Below are 16,269 nucleotides of genomic sequence, written 5' to 3' on the forward strand. Positions count from 1 at the left end.
CTATACACCACCTATGTTGAATAATATTTTTTCTTCTGCTGATAAACAAAAAGACAGTCAAAAAACTGAGCATCATTTTTGCTGAGTCTCGTTATGGCATAATGCAGAATGGCCGTTACGATAAGTATCCAAAAGAAATGGAAATACATTATAAAAATAACGGCTATACCAACATTTAAAACTATCGCCTTGATTGGAGCTCCAAAAATCAAGATTTTGTCAATCATGGCATGGTATAGAGGTAACTCAAAAAAAGGAACTACCTCATTTTCATCGCCCTTCATAATATTACTCCTTTTACATCAGGCAACCGCCTACAGTGCCAATAAGGGTATCAGCATTCATCATAACACCGCCACCACCGGCTACAGCTACGCCCTTACCAACAATATCACGGCTATCGCCCTTGATAAGACCACCACCTACAGCTACCAGGCCACCACCAAAGAGAAGTGGACCAACGACATCTGTTACAAATTTTTCAGCATTAGTCAAAGGCTTCATCATAGATGAGAATGTTCCACCATCGCCTATTTCTTTAGCGAAGCAGGAATCATTGGAAAAAAGAACAACACCGGTCATAATGCCAAGACGAATAAAATCAGCCTTATGATCACCAACATACTTCATAGACTTCTTGGTTACATACTTTGCATAACGCTTACTAAACTTTTTCATTTTTAAATACACTCCTTCTTTAATCTAATTTTTTGGTGATGTACTCACCTTTATTGGAATCATAGCCTTCAACGGCTATAATTTCTTCCACAAATCTTTTTCTGTCTACTTTTCTAAGATAGACAACAATATCTATTGCCCGGCCAATCTTTCTTTGCTGAGGGCTAAGAGAAACCAATTCTATGGCCTCCTGGAGCCTGTAAAGGGTATCCAGGGCCGAATCACTGTGAACAGTGGTTATTCCTCCACGATGGCCTGTAGACCACGCTGTAAGCAGCGTAAATGTTTCCTCGCCTCTAACCTCACCAACAATAATTCTGTTTGGTGAAAGTCTAAGGGTTATTCTTAACAGCTGATTCATGCTCATACTGTCAGTTACCCGAAGGCTTACACAGTTTTTAGCACTGCATCTAAGCTCCGGTGTATCTTCAAGCATGACCACCCTATCATCCATTTCGGAAACCGGCAAAAGGCAACTGTTGGTAAAGGTTGTCTTTCCGCTGTTTGTTCCACCGGCTATCACTATATTTTTGTGACTATGAATGGCATCAAGAATAATCTTCACCTGGGCTTCAGTAACTGTTTCTGATTTAATCAGATCATCAAAAGTAAGAATCCTGTTGGGATGCTTTCTGATATTGAAGCTTGGAGCTGTTACAATTCTAGGCAGCTCACCCTGAAAACGGCAGGAATCAAACAGATATGAATCTGGAATTTCTGCCTGAAGAAAAGGTGCTTCAGCTTCATTTATTATCTGATTGGAAAGAGAAGCAACGCTGTAGATTATTTGCCTTGTTTCAGATGGCTTAATTCTGATCCCGGTGTCAATAACACCTTTGGAAAAGGTATCAATCCATAAACTGCCATCTGGATTGACCATAAGCTCTGTCACATCATCATCATGCATATAATCCATCATTTCTTTTCCCAGGGAATATTCCAGGGACTGCAAAGCCCTTTGTGTAGCAATGTTATCCTCTATGTGAATTCTCTCCCTTCAAAAGATTGTCAAAGAAAGCATTGGTATCTGCCGGTTCCGCAGGTGCTGCATTATTGTTTTCACCAGCTTCAGCTGCTTTTGGAAATTTACCGGAAACATCTTTCCCTACAGGAATATCTGCCACCGGCTTTTTGGACATTCCCATTTTCTTTCTTTCACGTTCATCAAGATCCTTAATCTTTCCACCAAGCTTCTTGGCTGCTTCTGCTTTGGCAGCTGCCACAGCCTCAATACATTCTTCCATGTACCTTATTTCAGCTGCATGATAATCATGAAGCTGTTTAAAATTATGTATTTCCGTGACTGTATCGGAAAATACCGGATAACCCATCTTGGTTTTAGAAGTAAAGAACGTATTGCATAATGAATCCTCGTTCCAATACTCTATTTTCTTACCCTTTATAGGATACTGCCCGGCCATAAAGATAATCTCTGAATCCCTTGGAAGTCTAGCCACCTCATCAGGGGTCATCAAATCACGGGTAGACATGGAATATGTGCTTGAACCGCCAAACCAGCCACCTGAACCGGTGCTTTTGGATTCAGACTGGAATTCAAATTTACCTAGGGTTTCAGAAATGGCCTTGGCAGTTTTACCGCCTGGATCTACGTTTGGAGTAAAATACTCATGGATATGACAATTTGTAGCAATAGAGTTATTTTCTGTATATGCCTTGTTTAACTGATTAACATCCTGGCAAACAATACAGTACTTGATTCCATAACCGGCACAGATGGCCATATTGGTTTCAATCTTGTTCATGCCGCCAAGCTGCGGAAACTCATCTAACATCAAAAGAACACGCTGCTTTACACCAGAGGAATTAACATGCATATCCCTTGTGTTCTTGGCAAGAAGAAAAGAGATTAAAAGTCTTGATAAAGGCTTTACTGTATCAATATCATCTGACTGCATTACAAGATACAATGAAACAGCCTGATTTGGATCCGCCAAAAGGTCACGGACACAAAAATCTGAAACCTCAGTATTCCGCTGAACAATAGGATTCTGGTACAAACTAAGCTTTGTCTGTGTGGACTTAATAAGGGAAGCACGGGTAGTTTCATTAAGGTTAACCATGTTTGCTGCACCCTCGGCCACTCTTGGATGAACAAGACATATCCAATATGGGTCCTTATCCCATGGAACCTTTTCATTGCGATCCAAATATCTCTTTTTGAGCTCTTTCTTCAGGTCCTTCAAAGACCTAATCTTTTGATCATCAGGCAGCCTCCAGAGCTTATTAAACTGATTAAGATTTTTGATGTATCTTTCCCCATAAATCATTTCAAAAGGATTTTTGTCAGAGAAGAATTCTTCCTCTGTAATATGAGGATATTTCTTGATCTCATCAAAAAGCTCATCAATATCCTTATCCGGTGGAGAAAGAAGGGACATCATGTCGGTAAGACAAGGAATATTCAGCCCTTCACGCTCATGAGCGTACATAAGATGCAATATGCAGCATGTAAGAAGCTCAGTTGCTGCATCATCCCAAAATGGATCCTTGCCATTGCTCTCCCCATCCGGCTTAACCAGGATGTTTACAATACTCTGAACATCCTTAAATTCAGCAAAGGTCCTAAAATTAATCTCTGCAAGTGGGTTCCACCTGGCAGATGAACCATCTACACAAAGAGGTTCAAATTTCAAAACCTTCTGTCCCAAAACCTGTTGGCGGTATTTGGAAGTAAGCTGCCAAAGCTCACCTTTCGGATCAAAGAAAAATATTGAATAGCTCCATATACAGCCGGTAGGAACGATGGTGCTGACACCCTTACCGGAACGGGTAGGAGCCATCAAAAGAATGTGCTCCGGCCCGTCATGCAGCATAAGCTTTTTGGTATAAGGGTTTAACCCAAGCACAACACCGGTTTTCTTAACAGTCTTTTTATCCTTTTTGACCTTAATATTTCTCAATAACGGCATATCCAGCAAAGGAACCTTTGTATACTTATGGTTGTATTTGCCCAGGCCCATCTGCTCAATATCCTCTGATGTGGCCCATTTTGCATCTGCAAGGCTTACATTCTTTTTGTTCATGTAATAAATACATAATCCACAAGAAAAACCGCCTAGAAATACACCGGACTTTATGAACTTGATATATTTATTCAAAACATCAGGGATAATGCTGCTGATTTCAGGGCTCAACATCCAGTAAAAATATGACCCCGGAATATAATAGGTTATCTCTCTGAAAGTGAATGTTGGACCAAGAAGTACATTATACTGGCATAATTCTCCAACGCTATGCTCTGCGTACATGCACCCAAGCAAAACAAACAAAAACCAGATTGCACCACCGTATTTTATTGATTTTATTAATCTTTTTTTCTTTTCACGGTCCATATTGTCTCCACAGGATGCCCATTATGGGCATCCTAATTATCTGTTACTGAAATAGGCAATCCAAAATTTTATGGAAAACGATGCCATGTAAAGGAAAAATATAATGGCAAAGGGCAGAAAAGCACGATGAATCAGGCTTTCATGCCTATATAAAAACGGCCTGGTAATTTTGTCATAAAAACTGGTAACAGGCTTAAAAACAGGAGCAACTTCCTTTTCAAGGAAATCAAACACCTTTTCATCCAGATACTTTTCTCTTTTGTTATCATCCTTATTCATTGAAAACCAGCCCCTTGGAAACAAAAATATTAAACTGGGTTCCTGCCTGAACCTTTACAGTATCAGCCTGATTAAGAGCCTGATTGAACATATTGGAAACATTTGTCATGACAGATGCCATTGCTCCCTGCTGGGCAATCTGCCCGGTTGTATAAGTACTGGAGCTTGTATTGGTATTGCCGAATGCTGCGGCAGTACCGGCAGCAAGACCAGCTCCAATAGCAGCTGATGTAAGCTTACTGTTGGTATGATGGTTGACACTGCCCGTAAGCCCCATATAACCATATTTATCAATGGCAATAAGGCCATCACTGATTGAATAGGAAGCACCACTTGGTAAAATCAGTTCTGTAAAATTAACAGCGACACGACCACCACTTTCCTTGGCTTCATAACTTCCAACCAATCTGCTTCCAGCTGGTATAAGAAGGTTATACCCTGTTGCAGTATCATAAACGTCACTTATAACCTGGGCAGCAACTATACCCTGAATATCACTGTTTATGCTTGAAATAAGCATTGCAGGAATACAGGTTCCAGCCTGTAAAATATAAGGAGAAGGAGCCGTATAAGCATAACTTGACTGCGGCCCGGCTGGGGCAGCTTCTGCCCCACCGGAAGGACTACTGCTCTGATTACTGCTCCCAGACATTCCATCAGCTCCATTAAAGAAAGCTATGGCAGATTTCATACTATCTTCCAGCTTTTTGGCCAATGAATCCTCTTCCTTTTGTTCAGCTGTTGCAACAGCAGCTGTCTGATTCATCATCGAAGGCAGCTGATAATAATTGCCATACGGCATTTGCTGCTGCTGACGATATTGGCTGTTGCCCTGCGGAATTTGAGGAATGTTGGTATTATTCGCTTGGTTCCTACGAACCTGAACCTCATTAGGGTTTTGTGGGTTTTGTGGATTCTGCCCATTCTGTCCCGGCAACGGCTGGCCATTTTTTACTGCACTATTGATAGAATTAAGGGCCTCAGAAGACATTTCTTTTTTTGAATTTTGCACATCAGCAACCGATTCCTGACGAATAGCAGCATTCTTGGAATCATCACCCATCTTATTGCCGATGTTATAAAAGAACGCTATTCCTATGAGACAAGCCGTACCATAAATCATGTATTTTACGTACTTCTTTTTTATCCCATAGATAGTGCCGTAATCTCCTTCCTTCATGGAAAGGACATCCACTTCAGCCTCTTTCTTTTTTTTCGGGGTGGAACCGTCCTCTTCAGCTTCTTCATTCACATAATCCTCTTTTTTATCCTTGCGGTTCCAAAGAGATCCAATATCTTTAAGAAAATCTAAATTCATCGTATCCCACCTTATTTATGCTTAATAATGGTTTTCTCTTTGTCGGAGAACCTTATTTCTGCCATATCAATAACCTTGTCAACGATGTAATAGTTATCCTTGACCCGGTAATTCACAAGCTCAACTTCCTTTTTGCCACCGGATCTGACAAAAAGTGGAGGCATCCCCTTGATGGCTCTCCCGGCAAACTTGATATAGGTTTTTTCACCGTCAGTAAAAGCCATAACAGGCTTTTGCTCAGAACCGCCTATAATCTGGTAATCAAAATCCAAGGACTCAGGAGAATATACACTCATGGTTCCCGTAACAACCATGTCATTCTTTGCCTGGGCTACAGCTGCTTCCTGCTGCGTTTCAACATCATAGCTCCAACGCACCATTGGGTTGTACCAGTTGCTAACATTAAGGATTAGCTGATAGGAATGCTTATCCGTTGTAATAATCAGGTTAGTGGTAGAGGACTCCACCACCGGCTTGATATAAATATGAGTAGTTCCATCTACAACGGAAGAATTCACAGCCCATGCTGAAGTATCGCCACCGCCAACAAAGGCTAAATGCTCACCTTTTTTAAGTGCAATATCAGTCAAGTAATTAACCCGGCAATAAATCTTATACAGCTGATTCGGGGCATACCGGAAAATCATAGTGCTGTTGCCCTGGGAATTTATAGCATCCTGGGTATAGCTTAGTTCTTCGCTTGGGCCAGGATTAACAACAAAAGAGCTGTAACCTTCATAATAATTACTTGGAGCTGCAACCGGTTCAGGAGGATAGGAATATGGTTCCTTTTCATTTGCTGCTTCAAGATTACTTATTGCCTCCATGATTCTTTTGTACGCTTCATTTTGGCTATCAAGATTTTTGCGTAATTCCAACAGCTGTTCAGCTAAGGAATTAAATGCACCTTCAGCATCGAAATTTGGATTCTTTTTTTCCTCCTTCAAAGCTTCCAGCTTCTTGTCAAACTCTTCCAGCTTGTCCTCAATGGCCTTCTGTTCTTTCATAACAGCCTTGCTTTCAAAAATATCAAAAGGACTGGCTGCAAAGGAAGTACATGGAAAACTCAGCGTACAAACAACTGCTACAGCAACAATTTTCTTGAAATATTTATTCATAAACTGACCGCTCCTTCATCTGCGATGCCCATAATGGGCATCCTATTTTTTTTCTGCTACAGGCAATGTTGCAGCATTAGTCTTTTTCTGATCCTTTGGACCTTCAGCCTTGTTGTAGGTTTCACCGGCTTTTTCATACTTAAAATCAGCAACATATATTCCCAAAGGATTATGAATAGCAACCTCTTTATCATTAGGCTGAATATAGGTTATGGTGATAATTCCTCTATATGGAGTAATTACAATAGTTCCAGAGCTCTTATCAGTTTCAGCCTCTTCCCAGTTAACCTGGTATGTCTGATTACCTTCCTGAATATTTTCGCTCTGCTTGCTAACAGGAATTACAGTAGTAATTTTCGCTGTAGTAGTACTCTTCAGGAGCTTTACGTAAGGATTTTCAATCTTACGCTTTTCACCAAGTTCACGGCTGGCATCCTTGGTCATGTAATGAAATGCTTTAGTCCAATTATATTCCCAAACATCAGGGTCATAAGGGATATTACGAATGTTTTCCACAAACTGCCGGATAAAATACTCTATGACCTCTTCCTGCGGAATATAACTTGAAGAAGGGCTTACAACACCAGCAAATTCAACCTTACCGCTTTCCTTTTCCACTGTTACCACATAAGGCAAATACATTGACTTATTTGACATATAAATAAGTGCGCCTATTGCGAAAAAAAGTGTTACAACTAAACCAAAAGTACACATCCTCCAGGAATATGCCTGCATAACTGCATTGCCAATCCTGTCATCCCAGTTTCTTTTTGCTTTTTCAGCAGGAGAAAGCTCCTTGCTGTCCGTGAATGGTTCAGGTCTTTTAAAAATTTTGTTGAACATTTTTACACATTAACTCCTTTTTGCATCAAAACCGAATCAAATAAAACTAATAACAGACTAAAAATATACGCTGCCAAAAAATATGACGGAGACATCATCAAAAACATGATACTCAGGAAAAATACATCTCCTGTACCCATAGTGACCTTACAGTTATCTTTTCTTGAACGAAAAAGCATACATCCGCACATAAACAGAAAAACTGCAATAGGAACAAATCCCAATATAGAACTGAAATACAGATTCATGATTTTATCAAACAACGTAAGATAGGCTGAAAAATTATTGAATATATTAAAATAATTGATAACTCCTAAAATCACAGGAGCCGAAATTGCAGCTGCAAAATACGGAATATATGCTACTTCCGGTCCTGCCTGACAATAATTTTCCGTCTTAATGCTCTTTCTGGTAAAAAGCTGCTGCATCCAGAAAAAGGAGCCTCCCAAAACCAATCTGACAATAATGGATAAAAGCTGATCCCCAAGATATAAGCGATATGCAAAAACAACAAGTAATAATCCCAATAACTGTTGAAGAGTAATCTCATGGGTAGCATTATCTGAGCAGGACATAAAAAAAATCATTAAAAATGCTATACCCAAAAATGCAGCAGCAGTACTAAAAGGACTGTTTAAAACAATATAAAGAACAGCAACAGCTCCAAAAAAATACATAAAATTTTTTGAAGCAAAAGTGCTAATGCTTGCTGCGTGGCGAATGATATTTTTTTCCATTAGGCAAATCACACTCCAAGTCGTAAAACATTTCACCGGACTCCCAAGTAACCTGGTATGTCCATCTATCCAAATCTATATGGTCTGAAAAATAATTATCCTCATCCCGAATTGCCCCCAGCTCATCCAGACTAATTGGATAAAGACTGGTTTTGTGATATAAAAGCTTCTTACTTTCTTCATTAAACTCCAGCGTATCCTCATTTACGCCCATATGATTGGAGGAATACCGGGTTAAGGCATTATCCAAAAGCTCTGCTTCACGCCTTATCTGGTCGATTTCATAGTTCCTTAAAACCGAACCGCCATAGTAACTGCCTATTACTGCTAAAATTGCTAGAATTAACAAATATGCAATTACGTTAGGGATTAAAAACCCTTTAAGCATACAAAGCACCTCCAATAACAATTTACCATTAAAATGCCTCAAAAAATTATGGTTTTTTATACACTTTAGGGCCATACTCAGGATGCCCATTATGGGCATCCTAAATTCAACAAAAAAGGTGCAGCTAATAACGCTACACCTAAAGCATAAGAATATTTACCAGCCTAAATTCTGGCTCTTGGCCTTTTTTACCATTTTCTTTATTTCCGGCTCTTTTAAAAGCTCAGTTATTATTTCATCCGCACCTTCAGTTTTTGGAACAATTCTGCTATTTATATCCGTATGCCCTACTGATAATTTTTTTAATATCCGGGTCATGAAGAATATTCTCCAATTTTTCATTAAGCTGCTCTTTTTCTTTATGATAGTGATTCATTACAGAAAACACAGCCTTAATATTGCGAGAAGATAACCCGTCCGTTACCATCTTCTCAATAACTCTTTTATCATCTCTTGGATAACCAGCATGATAACAGTAGTCATTATAGAATTTTGATAAATTCTCCACATCCTCTTGTGTCAAATTAGATTGTCTAGCAAGATGGAAAACATGCTTATTAATCGCCTTATCCAACTGCTGATAAAATCCCATATTTAGGTTTTTCATAGAAGAATACTCAAAAATCCTTGCCGAACTGATAAGCTTTTCATCAACGAGGTATTCACAAACCCTCTTCTTTAAATAATCAAGATTAAGGAATTTTGCCTTGGCTTCCTCATAATTGCCATACTCTGGATACTCCGGATTGTTATACTCCGGCATAATAGACGGATGTGCGATTCTGAAACCATTATGAGGGAAATTCTTTGTCTTTAATACCCGGTACTGATCCAGGCAAAGGCCATTTGAAGAAACATCAAATTCAAACTCTTTACACTCCCCTTGGTGGCATTCATATTCTTCAGGGGGAACAGAATGTTCAATACTGATTTCCTTTATGTTAGATGTGTCTTCGTAACCATATATTTCAAAAATATCATTTCCATATGTCACATACCCCAAATACTGATTTTTGGAATCTTCTGTATTTCTGAAGCTATCAAGCTTAGCCTCATTAATATGCCAGCTGCCTTCATTTATTAATAAAGCCTTTTCATGAGCTTTATTCCACTTAAAGGTATCTGTGTCAAAAATATATGTTGCAGCATCTGTTTTAAAGGCAATATTTTCCGCATCATAACCAACAATAGTATCATCATATCCTCTACGATGTGCATTGGTATACGTTATAACCCGTTCTAGCTTCATATCCATAATGGAGCCAATATCTAATGGACAATTGGAATTGTCTAGGTCAATATCCGTACAATAACAGGTAACTTTATTATTGTCATAGTTATGAACATCACAATCTTCAAACCCCAAGGAATAAGTTTTACCATCCTGATCCTTGAAATGAAATTCAAAAGAAGTCGGATATACCAGATCCGATTCATCGGTAAACTCATTATTCCTTGCAAATATATTCTCATCAAATATAGCTGTCATAACAACGCCCTTGACAGGCCGTTCATCAAACTGATGTGGTAATAATTTTTTTAAATCCGTTTGCATAATCTAATCACCTCTACAAATATTTTATTATTAAAATACTCCGAAAAATTATGTGTTTTTATACTCTTTTAGGATGCCCATAATGGGCATCCTGATAATAAAAAAGATGCAGCCTATAATTTCATAAACTGCATCATAAAGATTATCTAATTAACACTTGGTTATCTTTCTGCTCTTTTTCAGAGGATTTTAAAGCATTCTTAGCTGCTTCAAACTGATGTGGGAAACCAGAAGGAATCTTACCATCATGAGAAGTATTCATTTCTTTATATTTAGCTATCTTACCAGGATCAAGGACCTTGCTTTCCAGCATTTCCTTAACAATATCTTTTTTAAGCTCTTCAATGCTTGTACAATTTGCCTTTGTTCTATGTATAGGATCACAAGGATAATCAACTAAATCTAAATATTTACCACATAAGTCAACTCGGTTCTTACCATGAAAATCAACCGTAACTTCTTCAAATTCAGTTATACCAAACGGCTTATATAAGTGAATAAAAACACCAGAGACATTATCAGCAACATTACAAGGGTCATTATTATCAATCTGACCATATGCTAAGTCATAAATATTGTTTCCATAATAAACGGAACCCATACTTTCCAAGTCACAATCCATTTCTCCATTTGAATATTTTTTAAAAGATTCTTCATTAATGTGCCAATCACCGGCAGCTACCATATCTTCCAATGCTAAAATATTCTTCACACATTCTGTAAACTCTTTATGAAAATCTTCAAATTTCTCACAAAATTCTATAATTTGCGTTTTGGTTGGAGCGTGAGGAATATATAACTGTTTACTATCTTCACTATCCACGACAAGTAACTCATTATCAAATATCAAACAAGGAGCCTCTGGGTCTGAATCAAAAAATCCAAATTTACCAACTATCCCTATTTTTTTATAAGCATTATTGCTTTCGGGGAATATTCCCATTGTTCCAGTAAAATCATCACAAATAAATTTTTGACCATAAAGACTATGCTTTGGAAATCTTTTTGCAAAACCATTTTCATATAAATATAACAATGTTTTATGATCTTCTTTTATCTGCTCCTTCAAGCTATCAAGCCAGGATTTTGCTTCTTCTAATTCCATATTTTTTTTTGTATCACGATCTATACTAATCTCTTTTTCAACATCTTTAACATGATCTACCGCTTTTTTAAAATTATTAAACATCCAACTCATTCATATCACCTTTTTTCCTTTATAACTTAGGATGCCCATAATGGGCATCCTAATAATATCATTATCTTCCCTGCTCCTGGCCCTGAATTTTTCTAACCATTTTTTTAACTTCAGAGCTTTGAAGAATAGCTTTTACATAATTATCCTTATCCGGGCCAAGACACATAAGCTTATCAATACCACGATAAACAGACTCTATCTTTTTAGGCGATAAACCATCTGTTATCATCTGCCGTACAATCTTATTATTGGTTGCTTCCAAATCAGTTATTTCACCACCGGCATACTTATTGTGATAGTGAATACCTAGATAATTTAAATCTTCATCCGACAGACTTTTTTTATTTATGGTATCTTTCAGCACTTTGTTATAATGCTTTTCAAGCTGCTGGTAGAATCCCATCCCCTCTTCTTTAAGGGCTTTGTAATCCTCAAGCAAATCAACTGAAATAAGTTGCTCTGACAGCAAACATTTAACCACCTCCCGTTTAAAGTCATCAACTGTCTTTACACTGTCACTTACAGTCAACAAACGAGGATGACATAAATAGCAATCAGGAACATCTTTTTCCCAATATTCCTTTAAAGTTTTGCTTTTAAAAACAAAATCTTCTTTTCTTTCAGCAAACTCGCACGGGGAATAAACATCAACATCAAGGTAATTACATTGGGACTTGGTAAAATTATGTAAATCATAGGAATAATTACCAAACTCAACACTTCCAACAAAATCAACTGTTTCTTCAACAGGATTGATTTTATTGTCAATGATATCTCTCACATACTCTTCATCAATATCCCAAACCCCGGCAGAAACAAGATTATTTATTTTTTCATCTTTTTCACTGGCCGAAAACTTATATTTGTCAAAATCAGAAATCTGAGAAAAACGGCTTTGGAAATCACCATAAACCGTATAAAGTGCATCCCCATCACCTTTGACAATAACATCTCCAAGTGCAAATTTTTCAATTGCAGCATCCATGCGTTTTTCAAATTCTGATTTTGAAATTTTCAATGAATCCCATGGGCTGCCACCAAAAGGATACTCTTCTTCAATAAAATGGGTAAGATTAGATGACAAAACAATATCATGCCACAAATACTGCAAAACAGAATCTGTATCCTCAATATGTGGTAAATCAACAGGATTAATATTCTTGCCTTTAATAACATTCAAAATCATATTTTTTGCTTCATCAGAATCATACGCATTCTGAACAATAGGCAATCCCGGAACTTCATTAAGGGAGAAACCAACATAGCAACAACGACCATTCTTTTCTGCAAGAACCCACAGAAATTCATTTTCGTCATCTACAATAAAGTCTCTGACAGCTAAAACATCAACCTCTTGAGCCTGAAAAGATTCACCAGTAATCTTTTTATAAAATTCAGGGCAACGATTCCCCATTTCCTTCAAAACAAGAGCCTGAAGGTATTCCTTAAACGTAGCAGCATCAAGTTCCTTAATATCTACTAAAGGAATGGTTATATCAGGTACACGGAAGCACTCTGTATCAAGACCATTTTTGGTATTTATCAAAACAGATAAAAACTCATTTTGCCAGGCTTCATCTTTGGAAATGAAGTGAGTCGGGATATACAACTCCAAAGTAACATAGACATCATCTTTATATCCCATCAAATCTCCTTCAATGTGATTCAACCAAAAATTGCCCAGTTCATAAGTATGATCAAACAAATTAATATTATAAACGGAAAGCATATCAGGGCCATCAGAAAACTCAATACAGTTTTCCACTTGGTACTCTTTATTCTGTTTCAATAAAACATCTACCGGAATATAGAAACTGGCATCAAATTGAGTATTATTATTCTCAAACTTACAATTAGAGCAGGAACATAAAAGTAAGTTATCACCAAATACCTCATCCTGAAGAACATGGACAGTATCGATATAAACCTTGTCATTACTTAATCCAGGTAAAATGTAATCCTTGATAACAACATCGTCACCTTCAGAAAATAATTTCCTCATTACCATTTCCTCCAAAGCACTTTATATTTCCAATTCCTGACTTTTTCCCTTAATCTGTTTTCTGAGCTTTTTCAGCCCAAAATCACTGTAAAGGGATTTATCAATTTTCTGTAAAGGATGATTGGCTTCCAAAGCAAATTTATTGATGTGATAACACAATTTACCTATGTTATAATCATCAAAACCACTCGCTACCATGTGGGATACAATAGTTTTCGCATCCCATTTAGCATTAGCATCCAACGTCCACGGACGATCCCCATCGCTGGTATAGTAATGCCGCAAAGTATCCAAATCCAAAATAGACATTTCTCCCTTTTGAGCTACAATCGAAGGAAATTCATACAGCTCCTTGTCCAGCTGATGGAAATATCCAGTTTTTTGTTCTGTAAACTTTTTATATTCCTCATTCCAATATGGATTGATACATTCGTCCATAATCAACTTTTCACTGACGGCACGTTTAAAATTCTCCAAACTGCTCAGTGCTTCCTCACAATTTTCAAGGTAAACAACCTTTCCATGGTTACAATAAAGAGCTTTCGTTAACCGACTAGGATATAATACATCCTTATAATTAAGCAGCTGAAAATCACGATTCTCAATCTGGCCATTATCCTGGCTCATTTCAAACTGTAACAGTGGAACACGTTGATACATAACAAGCGTAACGGAAGGCTTAGAAGGTTCCTCAAAATAAGAATCCACAATATTAATACCAAAGCTATGATTGCCAAAATAAACGCTGCCCAAATCCTTTGATAAAAGCTGCTCATCATTAAATGGAGCAGTGGCATTCTTAAATAATTTAAAAACATCTTCATTTATATGCCAGTCCCCGGCATTAGCCGTTTCCTGAATAAGGTGTGGCTCATTATACAGAAATTCTTCCGGTGAATCAGGTTCATTGGGAGAACATCTTACATCAGAATATTCACTGACAATAACCTTAAAAATATCATCACGTTCCTTAAATGATATATCTCTTAATCTTTCAAGATTACCAATCTCGACTCCATTATCATATTCACCACTGGCAAAGCAGCATACGACAGGTTCACCGTGTTTGCAAAGCTCCCACCACCGATCATAAGTACCTGAATTAATTGACCATATACCACACTTTGCCGATTCACCAGTTTCATCATATTCCTGAAGCACAACTTTTAAATCTGCCTTTTCTTTTTCTGTTAACGAAACAACATTCTTATGCAGGAATGTCCACTCTGCCATAATATAAACCTCCCAATTATTGTCTTTTATATAAAGTATCACAATAAAGAGCCAAAAAATTATGGTTATTTATACACTTTGTTTACAAGGCAGGATGCCCATTATGGGCATCCTGGAAGTAATAAAAAAAGTGCAGTTTTTACGCTGCACTTAAAAATAGCTAATTTTACCGGCTCATATCCTGGCTTTGGGCCTTCTTAATCATTCTCTTAATTTCCGGTTCTCGCATAATCTTTTCAATCTTTTCATGAACATAGCTATAATTTTCTGGTAAAATTATGCCAGCCACACCAGCTATATAAAAAAAACTAATATCCATTGGAGCATTACCATCATTTATCATTTCTTTAATAAACAACCGATTGTATTCTTCACGTGCCAGTTCCCCAATATCACTTTCATTGGTTTTCTCAGCCAAAGAAATTGCCTTTTCATCGACAATCAGTTTATAAACTTTTTTGTAATAATTTAAGAAAACATCCACTTCTTCCGGGCTTTTCCTTTTACCAATAATCGCTTTAGGACAATGGTGACGTAACTCATATAGTTTTTCAAGATTATCCAGTCTTCTATAAAACTGCTGAGGGAAACCAATACCGGTATCTTTTAATTTCTGATACTCTTCCGTATACAATGAGGTAACAAGCCCCTTATTAATCAACTCTGAAACGATTTCCTTTTTCAGTAAGTCAATATTATTGGCATTTTTTTCTGTTATAGGAATATAAATATCAAAATATTCAGGAATATCAGATTTGTATTTACTCTCTAATTCATTCCAATTAAGAGTAGTAGCAAAAAATGCCTTTTCGTCCGTTTCTCCCATATCAAGAAGAGGATAACATCTGCCTATTTCAATAACCAACTCATCCTCATTCTTCAAATTTACATTTATCACATAAATATAGTTCCCGAAAGATACTCTTCCAATACCATCATGATATTCAAAATCATATGGATTGCTCAACGCAAGTAACTTCAATTCCTTCTCATCTATATGCCAATCCCCAGCAGCTATAAGCTCATCCAATGCCTTACTGGCTTCAGAAACTTTAATATATACCCCATCCTTGGTATAAGACAAGGATGCATTAGCACTTTCCAAAACTTCTGGAGGAACTTTTTACGTAATAGCATCACTATATGTAAGCATTAATTCAGATATTTTTTCAGGTTTAATATCCAAATCAATTCCATCACCGCAATTTATATGAAATTCAGAAAAAAGAGCATTTTTTAGATTATTAGTATACAATTCATAACCTACATCCATGCCTATATCTTTGTAATTATTAGCTGTATCATACAATATCACATGAACAAGATTTGGATTTTTACTATCTACATCATATTTGTATGTAGTAAAACCAAACTTCTTAGTACTACCATCTTCTAATTTCAACTCAAAATCCCCAGCACTAATATCATATTCGTCTGTAAAAGGCCGATTGAAAAGGATATCGAACCGCATATCTTTAACCTTTTCAATATTAAATTTCTGACGGTATTTCTCAATATAATTATATAAACCGTTATCAATGGCAGCCTGCTCCGTCATACCGTATTT

At 37.2% G+C, this 16,269-nt stretch carries 16 protein-coding genes; all 16 read right to left on the bottom strand.

Going from position 1 to position 16,269, the window contains the following annotated elements:
• Positions 1-11: 11 nt before the first annotated feature.
• Positions 12-284, bottom strand: coding sequence for a VirB3 family type IV secretion system protein (locus tag ACKI5G_RS00820; protein ID WP_407396722.1), 273 nt, complete (start codon positions 282-284; stop codon positions 12-14).
• A gap of 13 nt (positions 285-297) precedes the next feature.
• Entirely contained in the window at positions 298-678 is a 381-nt protein-coding gene (locus tag ACKI5G_RS00825) for a hypothetical protein (RefSeq protein WP_407396724.1), read from the bottom strand.
• A 19-nt stretch (positions 679-697) separates the two neighbouring features.
• On the bottom strand, positions 698-1,630 hold the full coding sequence (gene trbB, locus ACKI5G_RS00830; protein ID WP_407396726.1) for a P-type conjugative transfer ATPase TrbB: 933 nt from the start codon (positions 1,628-1,630) through the stop codon (positions 698-700).
• 19 nt (positions 1,631-1,649) lie between these two features.
• Positions 1,650-4,031: a type IV secretory system conjugative DNA transfer family protein gene (locus tag ACKI5G_RS00835; protein ID WP_407396728.1), complete on the bottom strand. Its 2,382-nt coding sequence runs from the start codon at positions 4,029-4,031 to the stop codon at positions 1,650-1,652.
• 36 nt (positions 4,032-4,067) lie between these two features.
• A complete protein-coding gene (locus ACKI5G_RS00840; protein WP_407396730.1) occupies positions 4,068-4,310 on the bottom strand; it encodes a hypothetical protein in 243 nt (80 codons plus the stop codon).
• On the bottom strand, positions 4,303-5,628 hold the full coding sequence (locus tag ACKI5G_RS00845) for a TrbI/VirB10 family protein (protein WP_407396732.1): 1,326 nt from the start codon (positions 5,626-5,628) through the stop codon (positions 4,303-4,305). The genes ACKI5G_RS00840 and ACKI5G_RS00845 overlap by 8 nt, the downstream gene beginning before the upstream one ends.
• 11 nt (positions 5,629-5,639) lie before the next feature.
• Positions 5,640-6,746, bottom strand: a complete 1,107-nt coding sequence (locus tag ACKI5G_RS00850) for a TrbG/VirB9 family P-type conjugative transfer protein (protein ID WP_407396734.1) — start codon at positions 6,744-6,746, stop codon at positions 5,640-5,642.
• 42 nt (positions 6,747-6,788) lie between these two features.
• The gene (locus ACKI5G_RS00855) at positions 6,789-7,589 is read right to left on the bottom strand and encodes a VirB8/TrbF family protein (protein WP_407396736.1); all 801 of its coding nucleotides are present in this window, start codon (positions 7,587-7,589) and stop codon (positions 6,789-6,791) included.
• A gap of 2 nt (positions 7,590-7,591) precedes the next feature.
• Positions 7,592-8,326, bottom strand: coding sequence for a hypothetical protein (locus ACKI5G_RS00860; RefSeq protein WP_407396738.1), 735 nt, complete (start codon positions 8,324-8,326; stop codon positions 7,592-7,594).
• Complete coding sequence (locus tag ACKI5G_RS00865; protein WP_407396740.1) at positions 8,289-8,714, bottom strand: type II secretion system protein; 426 nt, start codon at positions 8,712-8,714, stop codon at positions 8,289-8,291. The genes ACKI5G_RS00860 and ACKI5G_RS00865 overlap by 38 nt, the downstream gene beginning before the upstream one ends.
• A 268-nt stretch (positions 8,715-8,982) precedes the next feature.
• The gene (locus ACKI5G_RS00870) at positions 8,983-10,269 is read right to left on the bottom strand and encodes a hypothetical protein (protein ID WP_407396742.1); all 1,287 of its coding nucleotides are present in this window, start codon (positions 10,267-10,269) and stop codon (positions 8,983-8,985) included.
• A gap of 142 nt (positions 10,270-10,411) precedes the next feature.
• The gene (locus ACKI5G_RS00875) at positions 10,412-11,467 is read right to left on the bottom strand and encodes a hypothetical protein (RefSeq protein ID WP_407396744.1); all 1,056 of its coding nucleotides are present in this window, start codon (positions 11,465-11,467) and stop codon (positions 10,412-10,414) included.
• A gap of 61 nt (positions 11,468-11,528) precedes the next feature.
• Positions 11,529-13,469, bottom strand: coding sequence for a hypothetical protein (locus ACKI5G_RS00880; RefSeq protein ID WP_407396746.1), 1,941 nt, complete (start codon positions 13,467-13,469; stop codon positions 11,529-11,531).
• A 21-nt stretch (positions 13,470-13,490) separates the two neighbouring features.
• Positions 13,491-14,702, bottom strand: a complete 1,212-nt coding sequence (locus ACKI5G_RS00885) for a hypothetical protein (protein ID WP_407396748.1) — start codon at positions 14,700-14,702, stop codon at positions 13,491-13,493.
• A gap of 166 nt (positions 14,703-14,868) precedes the next feature.
• Positions 14,869-15,807, bottom strand: coding sequence for a hypothetical protein (locus ACKI5G_RS00890; protein ID WP_407396750.1), 939 nt, complete (start codon positions 15,805-15,807; stop codon positions 14,869-14,871).
• A gap of 18 nt (positions 15,808-15,825) precedes the next feature.
• Positions 15,826-16,269: hypothetical protein (locus ACKI5G_RS00895; protein WP_407396752.1), on the bottom strand; the 444-nt coding region annotated here is incomplete at its 5' end.

It is taken from the genome of Anaerovibrio sp. (assembly GCF_045637405.1).
In the GTDB taxonomy this organism is placed as follows: domain Bacteria; phylum Bacillota; class Negativicutes; order Selenomonadales; family Selenomonadaceae; genus Anaerovibrio.